Raw genomic sequence first — 25,272 nt, 5'->3', positions numbered from 1 at the left:
CATACTTTAACGCTAAGCTACGAAAACTTATCCCCTGGATAAGATGGTCATTGATGATCTTTTCTTCTTTTAGCTTGTTCATCTTTTACACTATTTAAGTGTAAACTTATTTTAGGACAAGTCATTTTTGGTGGGAAAAGGGGAATAAGATAGCTCATAATTTCTAAACGATCACTATATTTATTAAATGAATAGTTACTACATAGTGAACGATCAACCCACAACATGCCCTAGATGTGGCGCAAGAACCAACCTAATCTCTGACTTTTTGCACACTCTCTTGAAATTAAAGATAGAGGAATGTTTAAATAGTGGTTGCAAACATGTATTTTTCGAAGTAGAAGAATAATCATGAAAGAAGGCCAAACCCTCTGGACCAAAGACCAATTACTTTTAGCTATTAACCTATACTCTAAAATTCCTTTTGGAAAGATGAGTGCGGGCAATGCTATTGTCAAAGAGTGGGCTGTACTTATTGGCCGGTCGCCAGCGGCGGTGGCGCGTAAACTTGGTAACTTCGCAAGCTTCGACCCAAAACTTGCAGAAAGGGGCGTAAAGGGATTGCCAAACGTAAGCAAACTTGACAGAGAGGTTTGGAACGATTACATGAACAACTGGGATGAATTGTTCATAGAAAGCGAAACATTGCTCGCTGAAAAGAAGCATACTACTATCGAGCAGCTTAATCCAATTGAACTGATAGAACCTGAAACAATGGTGGGGCGAGAAGCTACCCGGCAAGTTGTTGTTCGGTTGGACCAAACCGTTTTCAGAAAAATGGTGCTAAGTAATTTTGCCGATACCTGTTGTATCACCGGTATTAATCAACCGGAGTTATTAATAGCAAGCCACATCTTGCCGTGGAGTTTAGATGCTGGAAACCGACTTAACCCCCGCAATGGATTAGCTTTAAATACACTTCACGACAAGGCTTTTGATAGAGGTTTAATAACCATTACCGAAGACTTAAAAATCAAAGTAGCTTCTGTATTGATGAACAGTACAAACATTCAAAGCATTCGGGATAATTTTATAGCCTACGATGGTAAATCGTTGATTGAACCTAAGAAGTTTTTTCCGGATGTTGAGTTCCTTAAAATTCACAATGGCCGCTTTCAAGGCTAACTTCACTTATATCCGATTGACACCAACCCTACATCAGGCTATCTTAGCCTGATGCCAAACATTAAATTCTTTTACCGCTATCGCGACGGTGCTAATTACAAAAACCATAGTTTCTTCATTTTCAATAACCCTACTAAGATCGCGTTGGCAGAAATTGAAGCAAGTATCCTGTCAAAGCTCATTGACGATACCTGGTTTTACGCAGATAAATGGAACGTGCCCGACTTGCATTTCGATACTTGGGATAATGAGACAGACCATACCTGGCACGAGTTTGAAAGTATTGAGTTTACTGATGACCAAGGCCAGTTGAATGTTTTGGATTTTCTTAAAGCTATCAGGAATTAACACCCCTTTCTCTTTTCCCCAAATCTTCCTACATTTAATCCCAACAAACACCCTAACCCCTAATGAAACTATTATTACATATCCTCCTGCTGTCGGCTACCATGGCGCAGGCAAACCCTGCGTCAAGCGTTAAGGCCACCAGCCCCGCCATTAGCTACGATAAAATAAAGCACCCCGAAAAGGCTATGCCTGCCGAGCAGGCTAAAGCCATCCTGAAAGAGATGCAGCAGCAACGTAACGACGAGGAGAAGATAGCGGTTATAAAGGCCCGGCTTAACAGTAAGGAGGTAGGCATTACCATCAACCAACTGGCGAGCTTTATGAACCAGTTCCTGACGGATGATTCTAAAATAGCCGTTGCCAAATACGCGTTCGAGTACACCACCAACTACAAATCGTTTTTAGACCTCGTAAACCTGTTCAGTCGCGAAGAGTATAAAGACGCGCTGGAAGATTTTTATAAGAAGAATAAGTAGTACCGGAGATGAGCGAATTTTAGGGAGTTGCTATTAGTAATTCTGTTTGTGCTATAATGTATGTTAGTCCGCTCATTGCCGCGGAGGGCTACTTCTTTTCTCTTGAAAGAAAAGAAGCAAAAGTTCAAGTCAAAGCGAAAGCTTCTGCCCGCCCTGCCGGTTCTTAACGCTTTCTCCCGCATGCGCGAGTTCGAAAGCTAAACCGACATTCCCGCCAACTCCCGGCCCGCCCGCTTTGACGTTTGGGCCAACGCTATTTTTGAGAAACTCTCCCCACTTGTCATCCTGAACGTAGTGAAGGATCTATTATTGAACCATGCTCTCGAAGATGCATGTCGGCGATTAGATGCTTCACTACGTTCAGCATGACAAATTGCTTTTAGTCTAACAACTTTAACTTCTACAAGCTTAGAATTTAAAACTGCCAGTCCTACGAGCACTAAACATCAGCTCTGTATAGCAAAGAGATTGCTTCGTTCCTCGCAAAGACGTTATGAGGAAACAACCCCTCAACATCAAGGCATAAAAATTGCTACTTTAGCATCAACTATGAAAAACCGCCTGCTACTACTCCTTGTTGCCGCTACTACCATAACCGCCTGTTCTAAAAAAGTAACCAACCCGCATACCAAAACCAATAGTGTTTATACCACGCAAGCCGATAGCCTGAGCAAAATATTACTGGCCGAAAACCCTGCTACGCTTACAGATAGCCTTAATCAGCCTATCCCGTCAGAGTTTATTGGCACGGTTAACTTTAACCTGCGCAAACCCAACTATGTAATTATCCATTACACGGCGCAAGATTCGGTAGCGCAAACCGTGCGCACCTTTACGCTGGTGAAGCCGCAGGTAAGCGCCCATTACGTAATTAGTAAAGATGGCAAGGTGATACACATGCTTAACGATTATATGCGCGCCTGGCATGCCGGTGTAAGCAAATGGGGCAGCATCAGCGATATGAATAGCTGCTCGATAGGGATCGAACTGGACAATAAAGGCAATGAGCCCTTCGCCCCCGCGCAGATCAACAGCCTGCTTATACTGCTGGCCAAACTAAAAAAAGATTACAACATCCCCACGGCAAACTTTATAGGCCACGGCGACATTGCCCCCGGCCGCAAACCCGACCCGGGCATACTGTTCCCCTGGGAAACACTGGCTAAAAAAGGGTTCGGCTATTATTCGGACATGATCATTGTACCGGCACCCGCAAATTTCGACAGCGCCACAGCCCTGCGATTGATCGGGTACGATACCAGCAACCTCCCCGCTGCCATAGGGGCTTTTAAACGCCACTTTGTACAGCGCGAAAGCTCAAACACCCTAACGCAGTTTGATTTGGATGTGCTGTTTAATGTGTACAAGAAGTATTAGCCCCCTCTAAATCTCCCCCGATAGGGGAGACTTGGAGATAAATATTTTAAGCCCTTCCTTACGGGGAGGGTTTGAGTGGGGCCGCCTTAATGCTCCGGAGTGGGCACCGGCGCAGTGGCTCCTATCGGATAAAAGCCTTCATCCATTAATGCAAGCCTGCCGTTCTTAAAATAATAAAATTTGTACATCCCACCGGGGCCCTGGTTGTACTGCTTGTAAACCGTCCGGCTCTCAGATAGCTCTACCACAGCGGCAGATGCATGTTCTTTTTTAAACTGATCTTCGGGCATGTTAACCATAACCGCTTTCGGGAAGCTGCAGCCCATAAATAAAACGACTAATAAGGGTAGGATTAATTTTTTCATACCCATAAGAGCCGCCAAACGTCCGCAGGTTTAACTCCCCACGAAATTTATCATACAAAAAAGGCGAAACGTTCTAAAACCTTTCGCCTTTTACCTTTCAGCTTTAACCTCTCTAAGGCTTTAGCCTTTCTTCACCCAACCATCTTTAAGTGTCACCGTGCGGTTAAACACCAAATTATCAGGGGTCGAATTTTTATCGAGGGTGAAATAGCCTTTACGCATAAATTGCACCGGTGTGCCAACTTTGGCATTCGCCAAATCGGGCTCTATGTAAACGGTTGGCAATACATGCAGGCTGTTCGGGTTTATGTATTCTTTAAAGTCGCCGTCTTCGCTGCTTGGGTCTTCCACCTGGAACAGGCGGTCGTACAGGCGCACCTCTGCGCTTTTGGCGTGGTCGGCACTTACCCAATGTATCGTCCCCTTGACATTAATGCCGCTGGTATCGTTGCCGCTTTTAGATTCGGGGATGTACGAGCAATGGATCTCGGTGATGTTGCCATCAGCATCTTTAACAATGCTTTCGCCTTTAATAATGTAAGCGTTCTTTAGTCGCACCATTAGCCCAATACCCAGGCGGAAATATTTCTTGGTAGGCTCTTCCATAAAGTCGTCGCGCTCTATCCAAAGTTCGCGCCCAAACGGAAACTCACGGCTGCCGTCGCCACCTTCCACCTCGGGGTTATTCTCTCCGTGGAATGTTTCGGTTTTGCCTTCCGGGTAGTTATCAATAACCAGTTTAACCGGGTCAAGCACGGCCATACGGCGCCAGGCCGTTTTGTTCAGATCCTCGCGGATGCAAAACTCCAGCAAACCAACGTCAATCATGTTTTCTCGCTTGGCAACACCTATACGCTCGCAAAACTCGCGGATACTGGCAGGCGTATAACCACGGCGGCGAAGGCCGCTAATGGTTGGCATGCGCGGGTCGTCCCAACCGTCTACATGCCCTTCTTCTACCAGTTGCAGCAGCTTGCGCTTGCTCATAACGGTATAGTTTAGGTTAAGGCGGGCAAACTCGTATTGCTTGCTCGGGAACAGGTTCAGTTTCTCAATGAACCATTCGTATAACGGGCGGTGAGGTATAAACTCAACCGTACATATCGAGTGAGTAATATGCTCAATAGCGTCGCTTTGTCCGTGCGCGAAATCATACATCGGGTAAATACACCAGGCATCGCCGGTACGGTGGTGATGCGTATGCTTAATACGGTACATCAAGGGGTCGCGCAGGTGCATGTTGGTGGATGCCAGGTCGAGCTTGGCACGCAGCACCTTAGCGCCATCCGGGTATTTACCGGCTTTCATATCAGCAAAAAGCTGTAAATTCTCTTCTACTGATCGGCTGCGGTATTGGTTAGCCACACCCGGTTCGGTAGGCGTACCTTTTTGTATCGCAATTTCCTCAGCAGTGCTGTCATCAACATAAGCAAGGCCCTGCTTTATCAGTTCAACAGCCAAGTCGTAAAGCTGGTCGAAGTAGTCGGATGCGTAAAGTTCCTCGGCCCATTCAAAGCCAAGCCATTTAACATCCTCTTTAATGCTATCCACATATTCAACCTCCTCCTTGGCGGGGTTGGTATCATCAAAACGCAGGTTGGTTTTACCGTTATATTTTTTAGCGAGGCCAAAGTTAAGGCATATCGACTTGGCGTGCCCAATGTGCAGGTAACCGTTAGGCTCCGGCGGGAAACGCGTTAGTACCCGCCCGTCGTTTTTACCCGCGGCAATATCCGCCTCAACAATTTCTTCTATAAAGTTCAGTGATCTTTCTTCGCTCATGATTGGTCAAAAATAGGTATATAAGTGTAGTTATGGAATATTATTTCTATTTGAAAATGTACTGTTCGTTCCATAGGTTAAGGTAGCCCCGCTTTCCGCTCATACGGCACAGGCCTTAGCCGCGAAGCCGGTATCCGCTGCAATCGGGTTTAGGGGTGATATATTGTATATGTTTTGACCCCTTATGAAGCAACTGCTATAGCACTGTTTCTGCCTTCCCCTAAAAGGGGAACATTACTGCCGGTGCTAATGCATTAACGTTAATAAGGGTTAAAATAAATAGAAAGGTTGTACCCTTTTGTTGCATATTATTTTGCATGAAAGCTACTGCTATAGCACTGTTTCTGCCTTCCCCTAAAAGGGGAACAATACTGCCGGTGCTAATTGCATTAACGTTAATAAGGGGTAAAAGAATAGAAAGGTTGTACTCTTTTTGTTGCATATTATTTTGACCCCTTACGAAAGCAACTGCTATAGCACTGCCTTTCATAAGGGGTAAAAATACAAGCAAATTTTCGCTACCTTTCATTTAATGAACCCTGTTACACAACTCTGCCGCCTGTTCCACAACAATCAAACGCTATCTGAAAGATTGCTTTGGGACGATTTGCGCCGTAAAAATATTAATGGCAGAAAGTTTCTTCGTCAGTACCCATCTTCGTGGTAAATGGTTTTGGCAGACGCTCATTTTACATCGCCGATTTTTATTGTGTCGAGTTAAAGTTAGTTATCGAGGTAGATGGGCCTATTCATTTGCAAAAGAAAGATTACGACGCAAATCGGGATCTGGTAATGCAGGGGCTTGGTTTAACCATACTACGCTTTACTAATGATGAAGTAAGCAAAGATGTTAAAAGCGTTGTCGGCAAAATTGCTGAGTACTTATAAATTCTTTCTCTTAACTTTGATACACCTTTTACTGCCTTCAAAAACCATGAGCGAAAACCAATTTACCCGCCCAATACGCGTATTAGTAGCCAAAGTAGGGCTCGACGGGCACGACCGTGGCGCACGCATTATTGCTACCACCCTGCGCGATGCCGGGATGGAAGTAATATACACCGGCCTGCGCCAAACGCCCGAAATGGTGGTGAACACCGCCCTGCAGGAGGATGTGGACGCTATAGGCATCAGCATACTATCAGGCGCGCATATGACGGTTTTCCCTAAGGTGATGGCATTGATAAAAGAGAAAAAAATGGATGATGTGCTACTTACCGGTGGCGGCATTATCCCGGCCGACGATATGGCTGAGCTTAAAAAGATAGGCGTGGGCGAACTTTTCCCCCCGGGTACCAGCACTGCCGATATAGTAACTTATATTACCAACTGGGTACACACCAACCGCAACTTTTAAAGATTTACAATTATGGAATTTGAGAACATCCTGGTCGAGACGAAAGGCCGTATACAATACATAACCATTAACCGCGAAAACAAGCTAAACGCGCTGAACAAGTTTACCCTTTGCGAGTTGCACGAAGCATTAACCGCTGCTTTTAAAAGCAGCAGCGTTGGTGGCATCATCATTACCGGTGCTGGAAGTAAGGCATTTGTAGCAGGTGCAGATATCTCTGAATTTGCCGATCTGGATGTAAAAGGCGGCACCGAGCTGGCCCGCAACGGACAATCGATAGTTTTTGACGTAATTGCTAATGGCAATAAACCCGTTATTGCAGCTATAAATGGTTTTGCCCTTGGTGGTGGTTTAGAACTGGCTATGGCCTGCCATATCCGCATCGCGTCTGAAAACGCTAAAATGGGCCTGCCTGAGGTAACATTAGGGCTAATACCCGGCTATGGCGGCACACAACGCCTAACGCAATTGGTGGGGCGCGGCAAAGCACTTGAGCTGATCTTGACGGCCGACATGCTTACCGCTGCAGACGCCCTTAACATTGGCCTGGTTAACCACGTTGTTTTTCAGGACGACCTGCTGCCAAAAGCCGAAGAGATGATGAACAAGATCCTCAGCCGCGCACCTCTTGCCCTGGCATCTGCCATAAAAAGCGTAAACGATTTTAATACCGCATCCATCAACGGATTTGAGACCGAAATACAGGAATTTGGCAAATGTTTTGGAACGCGCGACTTTAAAGAAGGTGTAGCAGCTTTTATGGAAAAACGCAAGGCAGAATTTAAGGGCGAGTAATAAATCGCCACTTTTATTATGCAATGGCCTCTTTTCCAAAAAGATGCAAACCATCTTTTTCATGTAAATTTCATATTAGAAAGCAGTTTTTAACACTTAATTTACACTCCCCTGACTATTTACACAAATGGGTCAAATTTAATTCCCTATTAATCAATCGATTGAATATTCGTGACATTTAGATGAAAAAATCGTAATGATTTCGTGCTTTACTTTGTCTCGTGCTAAACAAAAAGCACGTTATCTAAATATTATTATATCATGAAAAGTTCATTAAAAATCGCAACATTGGTTTTAGCCTTCGCAGGTTTATCATTCGCAGCTAAAGCCCAAACTACCACTACTACTACAAGCACAACTACAAATGGCGGTATACGCTACAGCATCGGTGTTGATGCAGGTATCCCTACAGGTGGCTTTAAAAATTCACACAACTGGAACTTAGGCGGTTCTGCACAAGCAGACATCCCTGTTGCAAACCAGTTATTTGTTACTGTTAACGCCGGTTACAACAACATCTTTGGCAAATCAGATTTTAAAGGCATTGCAGGTAATGATGTAGCCGATGTAAAACTGATCCCGGTAAAAGCAGGTTTAAAATTCTTCCCGGTACAAAACTTTTATGTACAAGGTGAAGCAGGTGCAAGCTTTTTGTTAAACAAAAAAGATACTTACAACGATAAAGCTGTAGCGTTTGTTTACGCACCGCAAGTTGGTGTACAGTTCCCGGTAAGCGCAAGCGGTAACTTTATTGATGCAGGCGTACGTTACGAAGCAACAACTAAATTTAACAAAGCAATTGACGATAGCAAAGTACAGTTTGTTAGCCTGCGTTTAGCTTACGGTTTCTAAGTCACAAACATTTACCAAAAACAACAATTAAAAAAAGGAGGCCAAAAGCCTCCTTTTTTTATGTATAAAAGCCTTTTTTTATACACTATCATCAATAATTCTGATAACTTAGCAAATATTTGTAATTTAACCTGCAAATACATTTACCTGTACACGTAATACTGTTATGAAGAAAATACTCATCATTGATGATGAAGTTAACGTTGGGCTTTTGCTATCAAAATTTTTGGTACGCAACGGCTTTGAGGTAAGTACTGCCGCTAACGGCAGTACCGGTATGGAGTACCTGAAAAAGAACGAGTTTGACCTGGTACTGTGTGATTTTAGGCTGGAAGATACCGATGGCCGCGAAATGCTTAAAAACATTAAAGCGCTTTACCCTAAAACAGGCGTTATTATTATAACGGGCTACTCGGATATTAAGATGGCCGTTGAGCTTATTAAAATGGGTGCTTACGATTACATTACCAAGCCCCTTTATCCAGATGAGATACTGAACACTATTACCAAGGCTATTGAAACCCAGTATGCCCTGCAGGAAATGGCTTCGCATGAGTACAGCGCCGATAATAACGACAAGCCGCAAAAAGAAGGCAAAAAGCAGATCTTATCCGGCGAGTTTGTGGTGGGTACCAGCCGCGCGTCAAAAGACCTGCTGAAACAGATAGAACTGGTTGCACCAACCAATTACAGCGTTATCATATTAGGCGAAAGCGGCACAGGCAAGGAGTCGGTGGCCAAAAGCATTCACCTTAACAGCCCCCGCCATAATCAGCCATTTGTGGCGATGGATTGCGGGTCGCTTACCAAAGAGCTTGCCGCAAGCGAATTTTTCGGGCACGAAAAAGGCTCGTTCACCGGCGCCCTGTACACAAAAATAGGCCACTTTGAGATGGCCAACGGCGGTACACTATTTTTAGATGAGGTAGGTAACCTATCTTACGAGATACAGGCGGCCTTGCTGCGCACCGTACAAGAGCGTAAAGTTAAGCGCATTGGCAGCACCAAAGAGATAGACCTTGATGTACGTATTATTATTGCCACTAACGAGAACCTGCAGGATAGCATAAGCAAAGGCCGTTTTAGGGAAGACCTTTATCACCGCTTTAACGAGTTTAGCATATATATGCCGCCTTTGCGCGAGCGTGGCAACGATATTATGATGCTTGCCGAGCATTTTTTGAAAATTGCCAACCAGGAACTCGACCGTAACGTAGCCACCTTCTCGCCCGAGGTGATAGAATGTTTTATGAATTACCGCTGGCAGGGCAACATCCGCGAACTGAAGAACGTTGTGCGCCGGGCAACTTTGTTAACCGAAGGCGATGAGATAACCATAAAGACGTTACCACTGGAGATCTCAAACTTTAAGGTAACGGCGTATGAACCGTCAAACCCATCGGCAGTTAACGAGGTTAAAGAACCAAAGCATGATCTTAAAAACGCCGCACTTGGCGCCGAGCACGAAACTATTTTAAAAGTGCTGCGCGAGGTAAACTTTAATAAAACCAAAGCTGCCGAGATATTAAATATCGACCGTAAAACGCTTTACAATAAGATGAAGGCCATCAACCTCAAATAATAACTATGGGCGAGGGTGAAAAAAATATGCCGTTAAGCCAAGAGGCTGTTGATATGCTGAGGCATGATATTAAGAACCAGCTATCAAACATCTACCTCGCATTGGAGGGTTTGCGATACGAGGTAGAAGACCAAAACGGCGATCTTGATCTCTATATGGATAGCATTACACAATCCGCCCAAAAAATAGACAAGCTACTAAGCGATTTTTAATAGAAATTATGTAACGCCGGTAAAAACTTTCCGGCGTTTTTTTGTTATATATTCGTATCACAATTAGCTTTTCGGGGTGTAAAAATGTCCATCTTCAATCATAATCAGCGCAACAATATTATACTGGTAAGTATTATTGTACTCGGCTGCTTTTTACTTTACGCCCTAAGCGATCTTTTCAGTTCTATATTAGGCGCAATTGTGCTCTTTACCATCTTCAGGCCGTTTTACATCTACATGGTAGATCGTAAAAAGCTTAACAACTCAATAGCAGCGCTTGTAATTATATTTATATCGCTCATTGTTATCGTTATCCCGTTCCTGTCGTTAAGCATAATGGTGATAGGTAAAATTGGCAGCATTAACCGCGAATCCATTAACATTGATAAATGGACAGAAAAGATAGACGCCTTTACAGGCGCCAACATTAACCAGCCGCACTTTGCCGAAGACACGTTACAAAAGCTTGGTGCCTATGCTGCCGATCTTTTTCCATCATTATTAAGCAGCGCGGCAAGCATAGTGCTTACGTTATTGGTGATGTACTTTTTATTGTATTTTATGTTTGTGCAGATGCGCGAATTTGAAGTAGGCTTGTTAAAGTACGCGCCATTCCGCGAGCAGCACGCCTTAAAGTTTGCTACCGAACTGCGCAATTCTACCTACTCTAACGTTTTGGGCCAGGGTGTAATAGCCATTACACAGGGCATATTATTGGCCATGGGCTTTTATGCATTTGGCATACCCGACGCGGTTTTTTGGGGCGTGATTGGGTCATTCCTATCGTTTTTGCCGGTAGTTGGCGCGCCTACCATGTGTATACCGGCAAGCGTTATATTGTTTGCAGGCGGGCACAACTTAAAGGGCATACTACTTTTAGCCTACGGCCTGCTTTTTATTGGCAATGTAGATAATGTACTGAGGCTGATCATCAACAAACGCATTGGCAATACGCACCCTATTATATCCGTTATAGGGGTATTTATTGGGTTGCCCCTTTTTGGTATTCTTGGCTTAGTTTTTGGGCCTGTGTTGCTTTCATATTTCTTATTATTGCTGGAGATTTATGAAACCAACCGTATGGCTGCCGACAGGCTGGAGCGGATACGCACCGGCCCCGAACTGCCATAAATATGCGTTTATTTAATAGGGAACATAAATTATTTAATAATTAATAAAACAAATATTCAACTTAAAAATTAATACAATATGAACGATAACACAAAAGTGGTTGTCGCCCTACTGGCAGGATTAGCGGCAGGAGCGGCACTGGGAATCTTATTTGCACCAGATAAAGGTACCGAGACACGCGACAAACTATCTGAATCATTAGCAAACCTTGGCGACTCGATCAAAGAAACAGCTGCTAATGAAATTGACAAGTTAGTAGGCCTTAAAGATAAGGTTGTTGAAAACATTAAAACTAAAATACAAGGCGCCGAAGCCGAATATCAGGACGACCTGGAACACGCATAATTTACCGTTACCGGCTTATTTTATGCCGTAACTAATAACACGATATGGAACCCGAAAAAGAAGAAGCAACACGCCCGATAGTCGACCAGATAAAGGACTATGCTGAAACCCGTTTTAAACTTTTGAAATATGAAGTTATAGAGCGCAGCACCTCTATAGTAGCCGATATTATAATTGATATCATTATTATTATAACAGGGGTGTTAACCTTTTTATTCGCGAGTTTTACACTGGCATTATTCCTGGGCGATTTGCTGCATTCCAACTGGAAAGGCTTTGGCAGTGTAGCCCTGCTGTATCTGTTAATTACCGTATTAATTATGGTTGCCAAACGTACTTTTGAACGCCCCTTAATTAACGCGATGATAAAAAAGCTATTTAAATAAGCCATGGAAACACCAATCAGAAATATATTTGAGCTGCAAGCCGAGATCGGCCGTCTTAAAATGGTAGAGGCCGAACAGGCTATTGCTTTGAAAGCGCGTTTTAGCGGACCATCAGCCATATTTTCAACCGTGCTGTCACTATTCCCCGGCTCACCAACCGTTGATGGCATTAAGGGTGCCGGTTTTTTTAAACAGGATTTTTTAGGCCTTATATCCAGGTTTGTATTGCCACTGGCGTTAAACAAAACCTTGTTTAAGCGCTCTAACTTTATTGTTAAGACATTGGTAGGAATATTATCGCAAAAGGCATCGCACTACGTTAGTGAGGATAACGTAGTAGGCGTGTGGGATAAAGCCAAAGGCTTGTTCAATAACCTGTTTAAAAAGAAAAACAAAGAGGAGAAGATAGCCGTACCGTTGCAAGACGACGAAGTACCAGCCTATCAGCCATATTAAGACAATGGTTCTGTTGCGAAACACGACCTTAAAGGGATAAGCTCACAGAGTTTATCCCTTTTCTTTTGAGTGAAGTTTGAGCCAATCTTTGTGGTTAAATAACGTCATAAAAAAATATGTACTTTTGCCTTTTTATGGGAAAAGATAAGATAAGGCGATTCGCCGAGATAGAAACCTTTAGCAATGTTTTGCAGCTGGATGCCGGTAAACCCTTTAAAGGCAACTGGGCGGCCGGTTTTTTCAAAAATAACAATCCTGTAGTTTTAGAACTGGCCTGCGGTAAAGGCGAATACACGGTTAACCTTGCAACCATGTTTCCTGATAAGAATTTTATTGGGGTAGATTATAAAGGTAACCGCATTTGGCGCGGCGCTAAAACCGCTTTAGAAGATGGCGTAAATAACGTTGCTTTCCTGCGCATGCAAATTGAGAACCTTGTTGATTATTTCGCGCCCGGGGAAATCGACGAGATCTGGATCACCTTCCCCGACCCACAGCCCCAGTTGAGCCGCGAGAAAAAACGCTTAACTTCTCCCCGCTTTTTAGATATGTACCGCGTAGTACTAAAGCCCGGCGGCTACATGAACCTGAAAACCGATAACGATGGCCTGCACGCCTATACCGCCGAAAAAATAGAGGAGCTGGGCTTAAATTTGCATGTAAAAACAGAAGACCTTTACCATTCGGAATATGCAGACGAGGTGCTATCCATCAAAACCTATTACGAGAAAAAGTATCTTCAGCACAATAAAAATATAAACTACCTTAAGTTTACATTTTAAAACTGAATAATGGCCGACTACAATTTTTTTGATAACGTGTATGATGTAGTTAGGCAGATACCTGAGGGCCGTGTAACATCCTATGGCGCTATAGCATCGTACTTAGGGTCAAAGCAATCATCAAGGGTTGTAGGGTATGCCATGATGGCCTGCGGAACGGCTAACCCACCGGTACCCGCGCACAGGGTTGTGAACAGGCAAGGCCTGCTTACAGGTAAATTCCACTTTGGGGGCAATACCATGGAGCAAATGCTGAAAAACGAAGGCGTTGAGGTAATAGATAACCAGGTACAAAACTTTAAACAAATATTTTGGGACCCGGCTACAGAATTGGCGCTTTAATAACGTCGCGTTTTTTACTATAATCGGTAAACACCGTTATAATAAGCCAAAAAATGCCTAAACCCGCATAATAGGGTTTGGAGCGCTCATCATACTCAAAAAGCGTAAAAGCCGCTACTATTATCCCAATACTAATAATCACGTCAATAACCTGGTGCAACCTTAAGCTTACCATCCTAAACATACCGTAACTATAATCGGTAATTACCGTGAGTATTAATTGGCCAGTGGCAATCGCGTAAGTATAAGTAGCCACATCCTTAGGCATGGCAAATAATACAGGCGAGGCAAAAAGAAAAATGATCAGCACGTAATCAATAAGGCCATGCAGCTTTGGCGAAATAAGTTTCATAGCATTCATTTTTTACAACATACGCATAAATCAAGCCAATGATCAGTATATAATTCAGAGTATCTGCAATAGTTCCATCCTGTTTCCAAAAGGATCTATGAAGGCAAAGCGCCGGCGGCCGGGAATAACCGGCTCTTCAACAATTTCAATACCGTTATCTGCCAGATGCTTGCGTGCCGTATCCACGTCCAAAACCTCCAATGCTGTATGCCGTATGCTGCGCGGCAAAGCAGGTTCTACTCCAATATGCAATTGCACATTGCCAATATTAAACCAATACCCGGCAGACGAAAAAAGGTGATCCGGCCGGTCAATCAATTCCAGCCCCATCACCTCCGTATAAAATGCTTTTGCCTCCTCTAATCTTTCGGGCGGTACGCAAATATGAAAATGGTCTACCCGTTTAAAGCTTATCATTCCCCATGCTGTGCAAAGGTTAAAACGTAGTTGTTATTGTCCAGGATAGAAAACTCGGTTGCGCCGTAAAATGTTTTCTCGAGGCCTTTTAATACGGTAACCTTATCCTTAATGCTTTCAAATAGCCCATTTATATCGGTTACATTAACATATAACAACAACGAGCCGCCGTTAGTGCGTTTAATTTCGGGGAGTTCTTCGGCCATGCTTTCAAACGTTTGGAACATAAAAGTAACCCCGCCGTTGTTCATCATCGCCCAAACCAGGTCATCACCGGTTTCGGGTACGGTCATAGTTGTTTCAAAACCAAGCAGCTTGTAAAAAGCTACAGTAGCATTCATGTCGTTAGTAAAAATATTGGGCGATAAGCTTTCCATAAGATCTTGATTGTGCGGTAAATTTATGATAAATACATAGCTATCAAAACAAACATTTATACCTTTAAAATTCGTAACTCATAGTGTCAATCACTAATTCACTTATTAAATAAATCACTTAATAATATGGGACAACTCATAAACGATTTTGAAACCTATCGCACCAAAATGAACGACAGGATAATGGAAACGGCCAATACAAACATCAAACGCTTCTTCGCGCTGGATACCACCACCTATGCCGACGGTGCATTAGATGTTAAAACAAAGGAAATGCTGGGCCTGGTAGCCTCTATGGTTTTACGTTGCGACGATTGCATTAAATATCACCTGGGCAAATGCCACGAAGCAGGCGTAAAGCACGACGAGATGAACGAGGTATTTATGATAGCCAACCTGGTGGGCGGTTCCATTGTGATACCGCATTACCGCCGGGCTGTAGAATATTGGGATGAGTTGAGTCTTGAGTCTAAAGTCTGAAGTCTTTAGTAATAAGTCCTTTTTCTATATTTAGAATCTAAACTTATTGCAATGAGTTCATTCCGTGATTTAAAGGTCTATAAAATGGCATTCACACTTGCGATGGATATATTTTGGACGACCAAAACGTTTCCCAAAGAAGAAACTTACAGCCTGATCGATCAGATAAGAAGGTCATCGCGCTCAGTTTTTGCTTCAGTAGCCGAGGCTTATAAGAAACGCCGCTATCCAAATCACTTTGTTAGCAAGTTAACGGATGCTGACATGGAAAATGGCGAAACACAGGCATGGCTGGATGCTGCTCTTGCTTGCGAATATATTACCAAAGAAAAGTACGCCAATTTGAACAAGCAAAGTCAGGAAGTTAGTTACCTGCTTGTCTATATGATCAATAACTCCGAAAAATTTCAATAAATGACTTCAGACTCAATACTTCAGACTTCAGGCTCAACCCGTTGCCGTTGGTGCGGTACCGACCCGCTTTATATGGAATATCATGATAAAGAATGGGGCAAAACCGTACACGACGACGATATATTTTTCGAGTTTTTAACCCTTGAGGCGGCGCAGGCAGGCCTTAGCTGGATAACTATTTTGCGCAGGCGCGATGAATACCGCAAAGCGTTCGCGAATTTTGATGTGAAGAAGGTAGCGGCCTTTGACGAAGCTGATAAAGAACGATTGTTAAATAACGAAGGCATCATCCGCAACCGCTTAAAAATAAGTTCGGCCATCAGGAACGCGCAGCTGTTTATAGATATCCAAAAAGAGTTTGGCTCATTTGACAAATATCTTTACAGCTTTATGCCCGGCGGTAAACCCATTACCGAATACACCGGCGCGCACGTAAGCACCCCCGAGTCTGACGCGATAGCGAAAGACATGAAAAAACGCGGTTTTAAGTTCTTCGGTACCACTATTTGCTACGCCTTTATGCAAGCCACCGGTATGGTGAACGACCATGTACCTGAGTGCGATTTCAGGTGATCTCGCCGATTTAAAAATGATTTCACCGATTGACTACTCAACATAAATCGTATTTTTGAAATCATCGGTTATATCGGTGTAATCGCATCACAATCGGTGCAATCAAAAAAATATGAAGAAGCTTTTTCTATTGGATGGTATGGCCCTGATATACCGGGCGCATTTTGCTTTAAGTAAAAACCCCCGTTTTACATCGGGCGGTTTAAATACTTCGGCGGTTATGGGTTTTACCAACACCCTGCTGGAGGTTTTGCGTAAAGAAAAACCCACCCACATGGCCGTGGTTTTTGATACCGATGCCCCTACCGAACGCCATACCGATTTTGCCGGTTACAAGGCCCACCGCGAGGCCATGCCCGAGGACCTGAGCAAAGCGCTCCCTTATATTTTTAAAGTAGTTTTAGGCTTTAACATCCCGCTAATTACCAGCGACGGTTACGAAGCCGATGATATTATAGGCACCCTCGCCAAAAAGGCCGAACAGAAAGGCTACCAGGTTTATTGTATGACGCCCGATAAGGACTTTGCGCAGCTGGTTTCAGAAAATATCCGCATTTACAAACCTGCCCGTATGGGTAACGATATGGAGATATTGGGCGTTAAAGAGGTGTTGGAGAAATGGGAAATTGAACGCCCTGAGCAGGTAATAGATATTCTTGGCCTTTGGGGCGATGCCGTAGATGGCATACCCGGCATACCCGGCGTAGGCGAAAAAACAGCCAAAACACTCATTAAACAATATGGCTCGGTTGAAGAGATTATTGCCCATAGCCACGAACTGAAAGGCAAACTGCGCGAGAACATAGAAAACTTTGCCGAGCAGGGGCTGATGTCGAAAAAGCTGGCCACCATCAACCTTAACTCTCCGGTCGAACTGGATGAGGAAGGCCTGGAAATGTGCGCCCCAAGTAAGGATCTGTTAGAGCCCTTGTTTGCTGAATTAGAATTCCGTACGCTTGGCCGTCGTGTGTTTGGCGATGATTTCAGCATTACCGAAACCCGCGCCATATCGGTACAAACCGACCTGTTTGGTAACGCTGTAGCCGATGGCCGTACAACCCTTACGGTTGAAACCCAGGATATTTACGAGGCCCCAACCCAGGTCGAGATAAAAAACATTAACACTGTTGAACATGAGTATATTTTGGCGGACACATTCGAGAAACGTGCCGAGCTCATCAATATATTAAAACAACAAAAACATTTTTGCTTTGATACCGAAACTACCGGTACAGATGCCAACTATTGCGAATTAGTCGGTTTGTCGTTTGCTATTAAGCACCATCAGGGATGGTATGTACCAACCCCGCATGATGAGGCTGAAGCTAAAAAGATAGTGGCCGAATTTAAACCCGTATTTGAAGATCCTAACATTGGCAAAACAGGCCAAAACTTAAAGTTCGACATCCTGATGCTGAAATGGTATGATGTGGAAATGAAAGGCGACCTGTTCGACACCATGATGGCGCATTACGTGATTGACCCGGATACCCGCCACGGGATGGATATATTGTCGGAGAATTACCTGCAATACAAGCCGGTTTCTATTACCGAGCTAATTGGCCCCAAAGGCAAGAATCAGGGCAATATGCGCGATGTGGAGATAGAAAAAATAAAAGATTACGCCGCGGAAGATGCCGACGTAACCCTGCAACTCCGCACCGTTTTTGAACCTAAGATTAAAGAAGTACAAGCCGATGACCTGCTGCATAAAATTGAGAACCCTCTGATTTATGTCCTTGCGGATATTGAGCACGAGGGCGTTAAGATAGACCACGAAACGTTAAAAGAGTTCTCAAAAGAGCTGGAAACCGATATAGCCAAACTGGAAAAAACGGTATTTGAAAAGGCCGGCGTTCGTTTCAACATTGCGTCGCCAAAGCAATTGGGCGAGGTGTTATTTGAGAAATTATTACTTGACCCCAAAGCTAAAAAAACCAAAACCGGCCAATACCAAACCGGCGAGGATGTGTTGTTAGGCCTTGCCGCCAAAAGCGATATTGTAAGGGACATATTGGATTTTAGGCAGTTGCAAAAGTTAAAATCTACTTATGTGGATGCCTTGCCAACTATGGTAAACCCTAAAACAGGCCGTGTGCATACAAGCTATAACCAGGCGGTTGCCGCAACAGGGCGCTTAAGCAGCAACAACCCCAACCTGCAAAATATCCCTATCCGTACCGAGCGTGGCCGCGAAGTGCGGAAAGCGTTTATCCCGCGTGATGCCAACCACAGCATCGTATCTGCCGATTACTCGCAGATAGAGCTGCGCATTATTGCCGAAATAAGCAAAGACCCCAACATGCGCCAGGCATTTATCGACAATATTGACATTCACACCGCTACCGCCGCAAAAGTGTATGGTGTAAGTATTGATGAGGTAGACAGCACACAACGCCGTAACGCCAAGGCGGTAAACTTTGGCATCATTTACGGGCAATCGGCATTTGGGTTATCGCAAAACCTAGGCATCCCGCGCAAAGAGGCCGCCGAGATCATCGAGAACTACTTTGCCCAGTACCCCGGCATTAAACAATACATGGCCGATACCATGAACTTTGCCCGCGAGAATGGTTATGTTACCACCCTGATGGGCCGCCGCCGTTACCTGCGCGATATTAACAGCGCCAACCAAACAGTGCGAGGTTTTGCCGAACGAAATGCCATTAACGCGCCTATACAAGGCTCCGCCGCAGATATGATCAAGATAGCCATGATCAACATTCACCGGGAGTTTAAAGCCCTTAAACTGGATGCCCGCATGACCATGCAGGTGCATGATGAGTTGGTGTTTGATGTTCCAAATCACGAGATAGAGATCGTTAAACCTATCATCATGGAAAACATGAAAAACGCCATCAAAACCGAAGTGCCCATAATGGTAGAGATAGGTACAGGGTTAAATTGGCTTGAGGCGCATTAATTGCTCTAAACCATTTGTCATCCTGAGCGATAGCGAAGGATCTATTAAACGAGCGATGAGTATACAACAGATATATGAAACAACACAATTATTATACATATATCCTTACAAACCACACAAAAAAGGTTTTATATACGGGCGTTACAAATGATATTGAAAAGCGTTTATACGAACATTATTGGGGTTTAGGCCAGCCGAATAGTTTTACCTCTAAATACAAATGCTTCTATCTGATTTGGTACGAAAGGTATCAATATATCAATCATGCCATAGAACGCGAAAAGGAAATAAAAGGATGGACGAGGGCCAAAAAAATTAATTTAATAGAACAAGAAAATACAGCTTGGAGGTTCTTGAATAGTGATATAATGGAATGGCCGCCACAGAATACTCATGATGAGTATGATGGTAAACTTGCCCGCGATTAGATCCTTCGCTATCGCTCAGGATGACAACTATTAAATAGGCCGATTGAACTTATTAGTACGCCTTTTACCAAACTTTTAACAATTTAACAATAAAGGCTACTGTCTAATTACCATTTATACGTTAATTATAATAAATAGCTGTTTGTAATTAAATAATATCACTTTTTTAAACACATTTTTCAAATTATGTGTTTGTTCATTTGGGGAAATGTTTAGTACCTTACCCATATATAATCCCGAATGAGAATTTTTCACCTGAGTGCCGAATGCTACCCCATTGCAAAAGTAGGGGGCCTTGCAGATGTAGTTGGCGCGCTGCCAAAATACCAAACTCTGGCAGGGTTGCAAGCTGCTGTTGTGATGCCTTTTTATAACCGCAAATTCGTTCATGAGAATGTGTTTGATGTTGTTTTTCAGGGCACTACGCTGCTCGGTACACGCAGGATCTATTTCGAGGTTTTAAAAGAACAAACCGATAAACTTGGCTTTGAACTTTACCTGATAAAAATACCGGGATTGCTTGATCGTGAAAATGTTTACAGCTATCCGGATGAGCGTGAGCAATTCCTGGCCTTCCAGATCTGTTTCCTCGACTGGATAAACTGGAGCGGCCAAACGCCAGATCTGGTGCACTGCCATGATCACCACTCGGGGTTGGTGCCATTTCTCATGTATCATTCCAACCTATACCGCAGACTGGCGCACATACCAACGGTATTTACTATACACAACGGGCAATACCACGGCGCTTTTGGCTGGGATAATTTGCATTACCTCCCTGAGATAGACTTTTATAAAACCGGCCTGCTTGACTGGAATGGCGGCATAAATCCGCTGGCCGCCGCGGTAAAATGCTGCTGGAAATTCACTACCGTTTCGCCAAGCTATTTGCATGAGTTAAGTATAAGCTCCAACGGGCTGGAGTACCTTTTCTACGTAGAGCGCGATAAAGGCGTGGGCATCATAAACGGTATTGACACCGATGTTTGGAATGCCGGTACCGATCTTATGCTACCAGAACACTTTACCGCTGCAACCGTTGCCAAGGGCAAACAAAAAAATAAAGAAATACTTTGCGAGCGCTTCGGCCTCGCGGTTGATAAACCTTTAATCTCGTTTATTGGCCGCCTGGTTACCGAAAAAGGATCGGACCAGTTACCTGCCGCTATTGAGCGCAGCATTAAAGAGCATGGCGACAAAGTGAATTTCCTGATATTAGGTGCCGGCGATAATGCTACAGAAATGTCGCTGAATTTACTTAAGCAACTATACCCGCAAAATTGCAATGTGTTTATAGGGTACGATGAGTCACTGGCACATCTTATTTATGCCGGGGCCGATTTCCTGCTGATGCCATCGCGGGTGGAGCCTTGCGGCCTAAACCAAATGTACGCTATGCGGTATGGTACAATGCCTATGGTGCGCAGTACCGGCGGTTTAAAAGATACCGTAATTGATTTTGGCGACGAGGGCGGTTACGGCATACGATTTGAGAATGTTAGTGTTGATGATATTTGCATATCCATAACCCGTGCTGTTGTACTTTATGAGGACACACGCCAAATACAAGCATTGCGCAAACGCATGATGGCCCTTGATTTTTCTTGGGACCGCTCGGCAAAAGAATATATAAACCTGTATGAAAGTTTAATTCCTAAGATATGACATCGAAAGTAATCAGTATTGTACTTGGAGGCGGCCAGGGCAGCCGCTTGGCACCACTTACACAAACCCGTTCAAAACCGGCAGTGCCAATTGCGGGTAAATATCGTTTGGTGGATATCCCCATCTCCAACTGTTTACACTCCAACATTAGCCGCATATTTGTATTAACGCAGTTTAACTCGGCTTCGCTTAATAAACACATTAAAAACACCTATCACTTCAGCACGTTCAGCACGGCTTTTGTTGATATTTTAGCCGCCGAGCAAACGCCTACAAGCGGTGGCTGGTTCCAGGGCACGGCAGATGCAGTTAGGCAGAGCCTGCACCACCTGTCTACCCACGAGTTTGACTATGTGCTTATCTTAAGCGGCGACCAGCTTTACCAGATGGACTTTGAAGAGATGATACAAAAGCATATGGACACCAATGCCGACATCTCTATAGCTACCATACCGGTTCATGCCAATGATGTGCCCGGCTTTGGCATCCTGAAAACGGACGAGAACAATATGATAACCTCGTTCATAGAAAAGCCGAAAAAAGACTTTGAAAGCTGGGCATCTGAAGTTAGCGACGAAATGAAAGCCGAAGGCCGTATTTACCTGGCCTCGATGGGTATCTATCTATTTAACCGTAAACTGTTATTTGAGCTGTTAGAAGGAAATGACCACCCCGACTTTGGTAAAGAGATAATACCGCAGGCTATTACCGGCCACAAGGTATTAAGCTACCAATACGAAGGCTACTGGACAGATATTGGTACCATCCCGTCGTTTTTTGAGGCCAACCTTGGCCTTACAGACGACATCCCGAAATTCGATTTGTTCAACAAAAACCAGATCTATACACGTGCGCGGATGCTGCCGCCAACCAAAATATCAGGCACGCTGATAGACCGCTCTATTATTGCGGATGGCTGTATTATTAACGCTTCGCATATTATTCATTCTATCATAGGCATTCGTACACGCATCGGTGTAGCCAGCGAAATAGAAAGCTGCTATGTAATGGGGAGCGACAATTATCAAACGCTGGAAGAAATTGCCCTTGCAAAAGAAAACAAGGAACCAATTATGGGCATTGGCGACAGGTGCTGCATTAAAAATGCCATCATTGATAAAAATACCTACATAGGCGATGACGTAAAAATTAATTGCGGCGCGCCTTTGCCCGATGGCGATTTCCCGATGTACACCGTTACCGATGGGATTGTTATTGTAAAGAAAAGGGCGGTAATACCGAGCGGCACAGTTATATAAATTAATTTAAAAGATAGCGCAACAATCAGGAGTTAATAAACGTTGTTTAAGAAATTATAAAACTTAAAATTAACTTATTATGAAAAAGACTATCTGTATGATCGCGGTTGCCGCCATCTCTTTTGGTAGTGTAAATGCATTTGCTGCAACGCCAATGCAAACACAACAAGACACATCAAAAACAAAGAAAAAACCGATGAAGACCAAAAAGATGAAGAAGGACACATCAACTAAAAAAGACACCTCGATGAAGATGTAATTTTTTTGGTTGTTAAAGTATTTTATTCTGTTATAACAAAAATGCCCCGCGGTAACCGCAGGGCATTTTTGTTTGCAAATACGGAATGTTTAAAGGTCTAAACTTTCGCCAATAGCAGGCAATTTAAGGTTAAGGCCGGCTTTTATAAACTTTTCAGCAACTTCGTCTTTATCTATCTTTATAACCGGGAACGAATCGTAATGTATCCCAATAATGTTTTTACAGTTGATGAATGCCGCGGCTTTTATAGCATCATCGGCACCCATGGTATAGTTATCACCAATGGGTAACAGCGCCCAATCCAGGTTTTCATCTGCCAGTAATTTCATATCATAAGTTAAGGCGGTATCGCCGGCAAAGTACACCACCTTCCCTTCCGAATACACAAGGAAACCGGCAGGGTTACCGCCATTGCTTCCATCTGGCAATGCGCTTGAGTGTACGGCATTTACCATTTTAACGCGGCCAAAATCAAAGTTAAAGCCACCGCCTATATTCATGCCGTGTACATTATCTACACCTTGCTTGCCCAGCCAGCCTGCAATTTCGGCAATGCAAATTACCTTTGCACCGCTGCTTTTGGCAATAGTCACCAAGTCGGCAACGTGGTCGCCATGCCCATGCGATACCAAAATGTAATCAGGCTTAAGGCTGTTTACATCAATGTGCTTAGCCAGCTCATTAGGCGTAATAAATGGGTCGAATAATAATGTTTTGCCATCGGCCACCAATTCTACGGTAGACTGGCCATAATATGTAAGTTTCATAGTATGATGCTTTTTAGATGTATTACTATTTATTGCCAAACAGGTTGCCTAAACCGCCCATGCCGCCAAGCATGGCCTGGGTCATAGCCGCCATTTCGGTTTGGCTAAGGTTTTCGGCTTGTTCAATCGCCTTATTTATGGCAACAACCAAAAGCTCCTCAAGCTCTTCCTTATCGGCCTCTTTTAAAAACTCCGGGTCAATAGTTACAGTTTGTATGGCTTTATTACCGTTCGCGGTAACAGTAATCTTTCCACCCTCGGCAATACCGGTAACGGTAATTGCATCTAAACGTTTTTTTACTTCGCCAGCCTTTTGCTGGGCTTCCATTAATTTATCGAACATGTTAGTTATGGTTATTGGTTGATTAGGTTAAATAGTGAGTGGTTGCTATTTACAACTAATCTCTATTCACCAATCAACTATTCACTAAAATTAATCTTCTGCGGTATCTCCTGCCCCGTTGTAGGCGCCCTTGCGTACTACAGGCATACCTGTCATTTTAAACAGATCGTCCAGGTGCAGCAGGCTTCCATTCACTACATTACCTAACAAAACAATGGTAACATCGTTTTTCATATCGCGCAAAAATATATGGCGGAAACCGTGCCACCAGCCGGTATGGTAAACTACCTTTTGGCCGGGGCTTTCAAATATCCGCCAGCCGTAGCCATAGTTAAAGTGCCCGCGTACCATTGGGTTGCGCCCTGTATAGGCTGAATCTTGCGTAGCCTGCTTTATTAAACGGCCGGCCTTAAGTGCCTGGTCAAAAACAAAAAGATCGCCCACGGTGCTGTAAATACCCTTGTCGCCCACGGGGCCGTCCAAAAAGTTTTGCGCTACCGAGTATTTCCAGCTATTGCGGTCGTGGCCAACAACATCTACCGGTATTTTATCATAAACCGCCTTAGAGTAAACGGCAGTATGCGTCATGCCGGCAGGTTTAAAAATATTTTCTTTCATGTAATCGGCATAGCTCATGCCGGTAACTTTTTCTATAATAGCGCCCAGCACCATAAAGTTGCTGTTGTTATACAAAAAGCTGGCGTTGGGCTTGTTAAAACGTGCCGGTTTATATTTGGCTATCATATCCATTACCTCTTTGTTGGTAATGCCCTTTTTTTGATTGAGGTGCTGGCTGCGGTAAATGCCATCTACAAAATACACATAGTTCATCATCCCGCTGCGGTGGGTTAGTAACAAGCGGATAGTTACACCATCGTACGGGAAATCGGGAAAAAAGTCTTTTACGTTCTGGTCGAGTTTTATTTTGCCTTTTTCCCAAAGCTGCATTATGGCGGTTCCGGTCATGGTTTTAGTTACCGATGCCAACTCGAATTGCGAGGAAAGTTTAAGGCTATCGCGAGTTAAATGATTGGCCCACCCAAACGAACCTTCGTAAACTATTTTACCTTTTTTTGCTACAAGTACATTACCGTTAAAGCCACTCACCTTGTGCAGGTGCTCCATAAATTCCTCAATCTTTTTATCCCCTTTCGCAGGATCGTATTTAAGAAGTTCGGCTGTATTAAAGGGTTTACCATTATCGGCAATGCCCGGTTTATTTTTAGTGCCCGAGGAGCAGGAGGCTAAAGAAAGTAAAGAAAAAGCAAGGGAAATGACAGTTGTGCACACTTGTCTCATAGG

34 protein-coding genes are annotated in these 25,272 nt (G+C 43.8%); 25 read left to right on the top strand and 9 right to left on the bottom strand.

Going from position 1 to position 25,272, the window contains the following annotated elements:
* Positions 1 to 351 precede the first annotated feature (351 nt).
* The 4 genes from ACFQZI_RS17955 to ACFQZI_RS17940 all read left to right on the top strand — a co-directional run bounded on the left by ACFQZI_RS17955 (position 352) and on the right by ACFQZI_RS17940 (position 3,326).
* Positions 352 to 1,125 carry an HNH endonuclease gene (locus ACFQZI_RS17955; protein WP_377144940.1) on the top strand — a complete coding sequence of 258 codons (774 nt, stop codon included), beginning with the start codon at positions 352 to 354 and terminating at the stop codon, positions 1,123 to 1,125.
* A 51-nt stretch (positions 1,126 to 1,176) separates the two neighbouring features.
* Positions 1,177 to 1,473, top strand: a complete 297-nt coding sequence (locus ACFQZI_RS17950; protein ID WP_377144939.1) for a hypothetical protein — start codon at positions 1,177 to 1,179, stop codon at positions 1,471 to 1,473.
* A 62-nt stretch (positions 1,474 to 1,535) separates the two neighbouring features.
* On the top strand, positions 1,536 to 1,949 hold the full coding sequence (locus tag ACFQZI_RS17945; RefSeq protein WP_377144937.1) for a DUF4476 domain-containing protein: 414 nt from the start codon (positions 1,536 to 1,538) through the stop codon (positions 1,947 to 1,949).
* Between the two features lie 549 nt (positions 1,950 to 2,498).
* Complete coding sequence (locus ACFQZI_RS17940; protein WP_377144935.1) at positions 2,499 to 3,326, top strand: N-acetylmuramoyl-L-alanine amidase; 828 nt, start codon at positions 2,499 to 2,501, stop codon at positions 3,324 to 3,326.
* A gap of 86 nt (positions 3,327 to 3,412) precedes the next feature.
* Here the strand turns inward: ACFQZI_RS17940 and ACFQZI_RS17935 are convergent, their stop codons facing one another.
* The 3 genes from ACFQZI_RS17935 to ACFQZI_RS17925 form a co-directional block, all read right to left on the bottom strand.
* Positions 3,413 to 3,691 (bottom strand): hypothetical protein, encoded by a 279-nt coding sequence (locus ACFQZI_RS17935; protein ID WP_377144933.1) that lies wholly within the window; start codon positions 3,689 to 3,691, stop codon positions 3,413 to 3,415.
* A gap of 120 nt (positions 3,692 to 3,811) precedes the next feature.
* Complete coding sequence (locus tag ACFQZI_RS17930) at positions 3,812 to 5,473, bottom strand: glutamine--tRNA ligase/YqeY domain fusion protein (protein ID WP_377144931.1); 1,662 nt, start codon at positions 5,471 to 5,473, stop codon at positions 3,812 to 3,814.
* Between the two features lie 220 nt (positions 5,474 to 5,693).
* Complete coding sequence (locus tag ACFQZI_RS17925; RefSeq protein WP_377144929.1) at positions 5,694 to 6,002, bottom strand: hypothetical protein; 309 nt, start codon at positions 6,000 to 6,002, stop codon at positions 5,694 to 5,696.
* A gap of 3 nt (positions 6,003 to 6,005) precedes the next feature.
* Here ACFQZI_RS17925 and ACFQZI_RS17920 point away from each other — a divergent pair, with 3 nt between their 5' ends.
* From ACFQZI_RS17920 to ACFQZI_RS17860, 13 genes are all read left to right on the top strand, one after another.
* Positions 6,006 to 6,140 carry a DUF559 domain-containing protein gene (locus ACFQZI_RS17920; protein ID WP_377144927.1) on the top strand — a complete coding sequence of 45 codons (135 nt, stop codon included), beginning with the start codon at positions 6,006 to 6,008 and terminating at the stop codon, positions 6,138 to 6,140.
* A complete protein-coding gene (locus ACFQZI_RS17915) occupies positions 6,134 to 6,361 on the top strand; it encodes an endonuclease domain-containing protein (RefSeq protein ID WP_377144925.1) in 228 nt (75 codons plus the stop codon). Before ACFQZI_RS17920 ends, ACFQZI_RS17915 begins: the two co-directional genes overlap by 7 nt.
* A 46-nt stretch (positions 6,362 to 6,407) precedes the next feature.
* Complete coding sequence (locus tag ACFQZI_RS17910) at positions 6,408 to 6,830, top strand: cobalamin B12-binding domain-containing protein (protein ID WP_377144923.1); 423 nt, start codon at positions 6,408 to 6,410, stop codon at positions 6,828 to 6,830.
* A 12-nt stretch (positions 6,831 to 6,842) separates the two neighbouring features.
* Positions 6,843 to 7,625, top strand: a complete 783-nt coding sequence (locus ACFQZI_RS17905) for an enoyl-CoA hydratase/isomerase family protein (protein WP_377144921.1) — start codon at positions 6,843 to 6,845, stop codon at positions 7,623 to 7,625.
* A gap of 261 nt (positions 7,626 to 7,886) precedes the next feature.
* The gene (locus ACFQZI_RS17900) at positions 7,887 to 8,477 is read left to right on the top strand and encodes a hypothetical protein (protein WP_377144919.1); all 591 of its coding nucleotides are present in this window, start codon (positions 7,887 to 7,889) and stop codon (positions 8,475 to 8,477) included.
* A 166-nt stretch (positions 8,478 to 8,643) separates the two neighbouring features.
* Positions 8,644 to 10,059, top strand: coding sequence for a sigma-54-dependent transcriptional regulator (locus ACFQZI_RS17895; protein ID WP_377144918.1), 1,416 nt, complete (start codon positions 8,644 to 8,646; stop codon positions 10,057 to 10,059).
* A gap of 5 nt (positions 10,060 to 10,064) precedes the next feature.
* Complete coding sequence (locus ACFQZI_RS17890; protein ID WP_377144916.1) at positions 10,065 to 10,271, top strand: histidine kinase dimerization/phospho-acceptor domain-containing protein; 207 nt, start codon at positions 10,065 to 10,067, stop codon at positions 10,269 to 10,271.
* Between the two features lie 84 nt (positions 10,272 to 10,355).
* Positions 10,356 to 11,402 carry an AI-2E family transporter gene (locus tag ACFQZI_RS17885; RefSeq protein ID WP_377144914.1) on the top strand — a complete coding sequence of 349 codons (1,047 nt, stop codon included), beginning with the start codon at positions 10,356 to 10,358 and terminating at the stop codon, positions 11,400 to 11,402.
* Positions 11,403 to 11,480: 78 nt separating this feature from the next.
* A complete protein-coding gene (locus ACFQZI_RS17880) occupies positions 11,481 to 11,747 on the top strand; it encodes a YtxH domain-containing protein (RefSeq protein ID WP_377144912.1) in 267 nt (88 codons plus the stop codon).
* Positions 11,748 to 11,791: 44 nt separating this feature from the next.
* A complete protein-coding gene (locus ACFQZI_RS17875; protein WP_377144910.1) occupies positions 11,792 to 12,133 on the top strand; it encodes a phage holin family protein in 342 nt (113 codons plus the stop codon).
* 3 nt (positions 12,134 to 12,136) lie between these two features.
* Positions 12,137 to 12,589 (top strand): hypothetical protein, encoded by a 453-nt coding sequence (locus tag ACFQZI_RS17870; protein ID WP_377144908.1) that lies wholly within the window; start codon positions 12,137 to 12,139, stop codon positions 12,587 to 12,589.
* Positions 12,590 to 12,723: 134 nt separating this feature from the next.
* Positions 12,724 to 13,371, top strand: a complete 648-nt coding sequence (gene trmB / locus ACFQZI_RS17865) for a tRNA (guanosine(46)-N7)-methyltransferase TrmB (RefSeq protein WP_377144906.1) — start codon at positions 12,724 to 12,726, stop codon at positions 13,369 to 13,371.
* A 9-nt stretch (positions 13,372 to 13,380) separates the two neighbouring features.
* Complete coding sequence (locus ACFQZI_RS17860; protein ID WP_377144904.1) at positions 13,381 to 13,713, top strand: MGMT family protein; 333 nt, start codon at positions 13,381 to 13,383, stop codon at positions 13,711 to 13,713.
* Here the strand turns inward: ACFQZI_RS17860 and ACFQZI_RS17855 are convergent.
* Genes ACFQZI_RS17855 through ACFQZI_RS17845 form a run of 3 tightly spaced genes read right to left on the bottom strand, consistent with a single transcriptional unit; the run spans position 13,694 to position 14,859 of the window.
* On the bottom strand, positions 13,694 to 14,065 hold the full coding sequence (locus ACFQZI_RS17855; protein ID WP_377144902.1) for a hypothetical protein: 372 nt from the start codon (positions 14,063 to 14,065) through the stop codon (positions 13,694 to 13,696). The two genes, ACFQZI_RS17860 and ACFQZI_RS17855, sit on opposite strands and share 20 nt — an antisense overlap.
* A 54-nt stretch (positions 14,066 to 14,119) precedes the next feature.
* Positions 14,120 to 14,482, bottom strand: coding sequence for a VOC family protein (locus tag ACFQZI_RS17850; protein WP_377144900.1), 363 nt, complete (start codon positions 14,480 to 14,482; stop codon positions 14,120 to 14,122).
* Positions 14,479 to 14,859, bottom strand: a complete 381-nt coding sequence (locus tag ACFQZI_RS17845; RefSeq protein ID WP_377144899.1) for a VOC family protein — start codon at positions 14,857 to 14,859, stop codon at positions 14,479 to 14,481. The genes ACFQZI_RS17850 and ACFQZI_RS17845 overlap by 4 nt, the downstream gene beginning before the upstream one ends.
* A 126-nt stretch (positions 14,860 to 14,985) precedes the next feature.
* On the opposite strand from ACFQZI_RS17845, the gene ACFQZI_RS17840 reads away from it, so the two are divergent.
* The 8 genes from ACFQZI_RS17840 (at position 14,986) to ACFQZI_RS17805 (ending at position 22,860) form a co-directional block, all read left to right on the top strand.
* A complete protein-coding gene (locus tag ACFQZI_RS17840) occupies positions 14,986 to 15,339 on the top strand; it encodes a carboxymuconolactone decarboxylase family protein (RefSeq protein ID WP_377144897.1) in 354 nt (117 codons plus the stop codon).
* 51 nt (positions 15,340 to 15,390) lie between these two features.
* A complete protein-coding gene (locus tag ACFQZI_RS17835; RefSeq protein WP_377144895.1) occupies positions 15,391 to 15,753 on the top strand; it encodes a four helix bundle protein in 363 nt (120 codons plus the stop codon).
* Positions 15,754 to 16,326: a DNA-3-methyladenine glycosylase I gene (locus tag ACFQZI_RS17830; RefSeq protein WP_377144894.1), complete on the top strand. Its 573-nt coding sequence runs from the start codon at positions 15,754 to 15,756 to the stop codon at positions 16,324 to 16,326. It abuts the gene before it with no gap.
* Between the two features lie 112 nt (positions 16,327 to 16,438).
* A complete protein-coding gene (gene polA / locus ACFQZI_RS17825; RefSeq protein ID WP_377144892.1) occupies positions 16,439 to 19,249 on the top strand; it encodes a DNA polymerase I in 2,811 nt (936 codons plus the stop codon).
* Between the two features lie 74 nt (positions 19,250 to 19,323).
* Positions 19,324 to 19,677 carry a GIY-YIG nuclease family protein gene (locus ACFQZI_RS17820; RefSeq protein ID WP_377144890.1) on the top strand — a complete coding sequence of 118 codons (354 nt, stop codon included), beginning with the start codon at positions 19,324 to 19,326 and terminating at the stop codon, positions 19,675 to 19,677.
* Positions 19,678 to 19,917: 240 nt separating this feature from the next.
* Positions 19,918 to 21,342: a glycogen synthase gene (locus ACFQZI_RS17815; RefSeq protein ID WP_377144889.1), complete on the top strand. Its 1,425-nt coding sequence runs from the start codon at positions 19,918 to 19,920 to the stop codon at positions 21,340 to 21,342.
* Positions 21,339 to 22,601, top strand: coding sequence for a glucose-1-phosphate adenylyltransferase (locus tag ACFQZI_RS17810; protein WP_377144887.1), 1,263 nt, complete (start codon positions 21,339 to 21,341; stop codon positions 22,599 to 22,601). The genes ACFQZI_RS17815 and ACFQZI_RS17810 overlap by 4 nt, the downstream gene beginning before the upstream one ends.
* 79 nt (positions 22,602 to 22,680) lie before the next feature.
* A complete protein-coding gene (locus ACFQZI_RS17805; protein WP_377144885.1) occupies positions 22,681 to 22,860 on the top strand; it encodes a hypothetical protein in 180 nt (59 codons plus the stop codon).
* A gap of 89 nt (positions 22,861 to 22,949) precedes the next feature.
* Here ACFQZI_RS17805 and ACFQZI_RS17800 read toward each other — a convergent pair whose 3' ends face one another.
* From ACFQZI_RS17800 to ACFQZI_RS17790, 3 genes are all read right to left on the bottom strand, one after another.
* Positions 22,950 to 23,627, bottom strand: coding sequence for a metal-dependent hydrolase (locus tag ACFQZI_RS17800; RefSeq protein WP_377144883.1), 678 nt, complete (start codon positions 23,625 to 23,627; stop codon positions 22,950 to 22,952).
* Between the two features lie 25 nt (positions 23,628 to 23,652).
* The gene (locus tag ACFQZI_RS17795) at positions 23,653 to 23,970 is read right to left on the bottom strand and encodes a YbaB/EbfC family nucleoid-associated protein (RefSeq protein WP_377144882.1); all 318 of its coding nucleotides are present in this window, start codon (positions 23,968 to 23,970) and stop codon (positions 23,653 to 23,655) included.
* Positions 23,971 to 24,060: 90 nt separating this feature from the next.
* Positions 24,061 to 25,269: a serine hydrolase domain-containing protein gene (locus tag ACFQZI_RS17790; protein WP_377144880.1), complete on the bottom strand. Its 1,209-nt coding sequence runs from the start codon at positions 25,267 to 25,269 to the stop codon at positions 24,061 to 24,063.
* Between the last annotated feature and the right edge of the window lie 3 nt (positions 25,270 to 25,272).

Origin of the sequence: Mucilaginibacter lutimaris (genome assembly GCF_042676625.1) — a bacterium.
GTDB lineage: Bacteria > Bacteroidota > Bacteroidia > Sphingobacteriales > Sphingobacteriaceae > Mucilaginibacter > Mucilaginibacter lutimaris.
Note: the sequence above shows the minus strand (reverse complement) of the source record. Positions and strands in the feature narration are given on the sequence as shown.

What these genes read in the sequence shown, in the direction of transcription:
- ACFQZI_RS17875 (WP_377144910.1), top strand. Translation starts at nt 11,792, where the DNA reads ATGGAACCCGAAAAAGAAGAAGCAACACGCCCGATAGTCGACCAGATA.
- ACFQZI_RS17855 (WP_377144902.1), bottom strand. Translation starts at nt 14,065, where the DNA reads ATGAAACTTATTTCGCCAAAGCTGCATGGCCTTATTGATTACGTGCTG.
- ACFQZI_RS17910 (WP_377144923.1), top strand. Translation starts at nt 6,408, where the DNA reads ATGAGCGAAAACCAATTTACCCGCCCAATACGCGTATTAGTAGCCAAA.
- ACFQZI_RS17945 (WP_377144937.1), top strand. Translation starts at nt 1,536, where the DNA reads ATGAAACTATTATTACATATCCTCCTGCTGTCGGCTACCATGGCGCAG.
- polA (WP_377144892.1), top strand. Translation starts at nt 16,439, where the DNA reads ATGAAGAAGCTTTTTCTATTGGATGGTATGGCCCTGATATACCGGGCG.
- ACFQZI_RS17845 (WP_377144899.1), bottom strand. Translation starts at nt 14,859, where the DNA reads ATGGAAAGCTTATCGCCCAATATTTTTACTAACGACATGAATGCTACT.
- ACFQZI_RS17835 (WP_377144895.1), top strand. Translation starts at nt 15,391, where the DNA reads ATGAGTTCATTCCGTGATTTAAAGGTCTATAAAATGGCATTCACACTT.
- ACFQZI_RS17885 (WP_377144914.1), top strand. Translation starts at nt 10,356, where the DNA reads ATGTCCATCTTCAATCATAATCAGCGCAACAATATTATACTGGTAAGT.
- ACFQZI_RS17840 (WP_377144897.1), top strand. Translation starts at nt 14,986, where the DNA reads ATGGGACAACTCATAAACGATTTTGAAACCTATCGCACCAAAATGAAC.
- ACFQZI_RS17955 (WP_377144940.1), top strand. Translation starts at nt 352, where the DNA reads ATGAAAGAAGGCCAAACCCTCTGGACCAAAGACCAATTACTTTTAGCT.
- ACFQZI_RS17880 (WP_377144912.1), top strand. Translation starts at nt 11,481, where the DNA reads ATGAACGATAACACAAAAGTGGTTGTCGCCCTACTGGCAGGATTAGCG.
- ACFQZI_RS17940 (WP_377144935.1), top strand. Translation starts at nt 2,499, where the DNA reads ATGAAAAACCGCCTGCTACTACTCCTTGTTGCCGCTACTACCATAACC.
- ACFQZI_RS17800 (WP_377144883.1), bottom strand. Translation starts at nt 23,627, where the DNA reads ATGAAACTTACATATTATGGCCAGTCTACCGTAGAATTGGTGGCCGAT.
- trmB (WP_377144906.1), top strand. Translation starts at nt 12,724, where the DNA reads ATGGGAAAAGATAAGATAAGGCGATTCGCCGAGATAGAAACCTTTAGC.
- ACFQZI_RS17870 (WP_377144908.1), top strand. Translation starts at nt 12,137, where the DNA reads ATGGAAACACCAATCAGAAATATATTTGAGCTGCAAGCCGAGATCGGC.
- ACFQZI_RS17830 (WP_377144894.1), top strand. Translation starts at nt 15,754, where the DNA reads ATGACTTCAGACTCAATACTTCAGACTTCAGGCTCAACCCGTTGCCGT.
- ACFQZI_RS17905 (WP_377144921.1), top strand. Translation starts at nt 6,843, where the DNA reads ATGGAATTTGAGAACATCCTGGTCGAGACGAAAGGCCGTATACAATAC.
- ACFQZI_RS17935 (WP_377144933.1), bottom strand. Translation starts at nt 3,691, where the DNA reads ATGAAAAAATTAATCCTACCCTTATTAGTCGTTTTATTTATGGGCTGC.
- ACFQZI_RS17900 (WP_377144919.1), top strand. Translation starts at nt 7,887, where the DNA reads ATGAAAAGTTCATTAAAAATCGCAACATTGGTTTTAGCCTTCGCAGGT.
- ACFQZI_RS17930 (WP_377144931.1), bottom strand. Translation starts at nt 5,473, where the DNA reads ATGAGCGAAGAAAGATCACTGAACTTTATAGAAGAAATTGTTGAGGCG.
- ACFQZI_RS17925 (WP_377144929.1), bottom strand. Translation starts at nt 6,002, where the DNA reads ATGAAAGGTAGCGAAAATTTGCTTGTATTTTTACCCCTTATGAAAGGC.
- ACFQZI_RS17950 (WP_377144939.1), top strand. Translation starts at nt 1,177, where the DNA reads ATGCCAAACATTAAATTCTTTTACCGCTATCGCGACGGTGCTAATTAC.
- ACFQZI_RS17895 (WP_377144918.1), top strand. Translation starts at nt 8,644, where the DNA reads ATGAAGAAAATACTCATCATTGATGATGAAGTTAACGTTGGGCTTTTG.
- ACFQZI_RS17790 (WP_377144880.1), bottom strand. Translation starts at nt 25,269, where the DNA reads ATGAGACAAGTGTGCACAACTGTCATTTCCCTTGCTTTTTCTTTACTT.
- ACFQZI_RS17890 (WP_377144916.1), top strand. Translation starts at nt 10,065, where the DNA reads ATGGGCGAGGGTGAAAAAAATATGCCGTTAAGCCAAGAGGCTGTTGAT.
- ACFQZI_RS17815 (WP_377144889.1), top strand. Translation starts at nt 19,918, where the DNA reads ATGAGAATTTTTCACCTGAGTGCCGAATGCTACCCCATTGCAAAAGTA.
- ACFQZI_RS17810 (WP_377144887.1), top strand. Translation starts at nt 21,339, where the DNA reads ATGACATCGAAAGTAATCAGTATTGTACTTGGAGGCGGCCAGGGCAGC.
- ACFQZI_RS17860 (WP_377144904.1), top strand. Translation starts at nt 13,381, where the DNA reads ATGGCCGACTACAATTTTTTTGATAACGTGTATGATGTAGTTAGGCAG.
- ACFQZI_RS17820 (WP_377144890.1), top strand. Translation starts at nt 19,324, where the DNA reads ATGAAACAACACAATTATTATACATATATCCTTACAAACCACACAAAA.
- ACFQZI_RS17920 (WP_377144927.1), top strand. Translation starts at nt 6,006, where the DNA reads ATGAACCCTGTTACACAACTCTGCCGCCTGTTCCACAACAATCAAACG.
- ACFQZI_RS17795 (WP_377144882.1), bottom strand. Translation starts at nt 23,970, where the DNA reads ATGTTCGATAAATTAATGGAAGCCCAGCAAAAGGCTGGCGAAGTAAAA.
- ACFQZI_RS17805 (WP_377144885.1), top strand. Translation starts at nt 22,681, where the DNA reads ATGAAAAAGACTATCTGTATGATCGCGGTTGCCGCCATCTCTTTTGGT.
- ACFQZI_RS17850 (WP_377144900.1), bottom strand. Translation starts at nt 14,482, where the DNA reads ATGATAAGCTTTAAACGGGTAGACCATTTTCATATTTGCGTACCGCCC.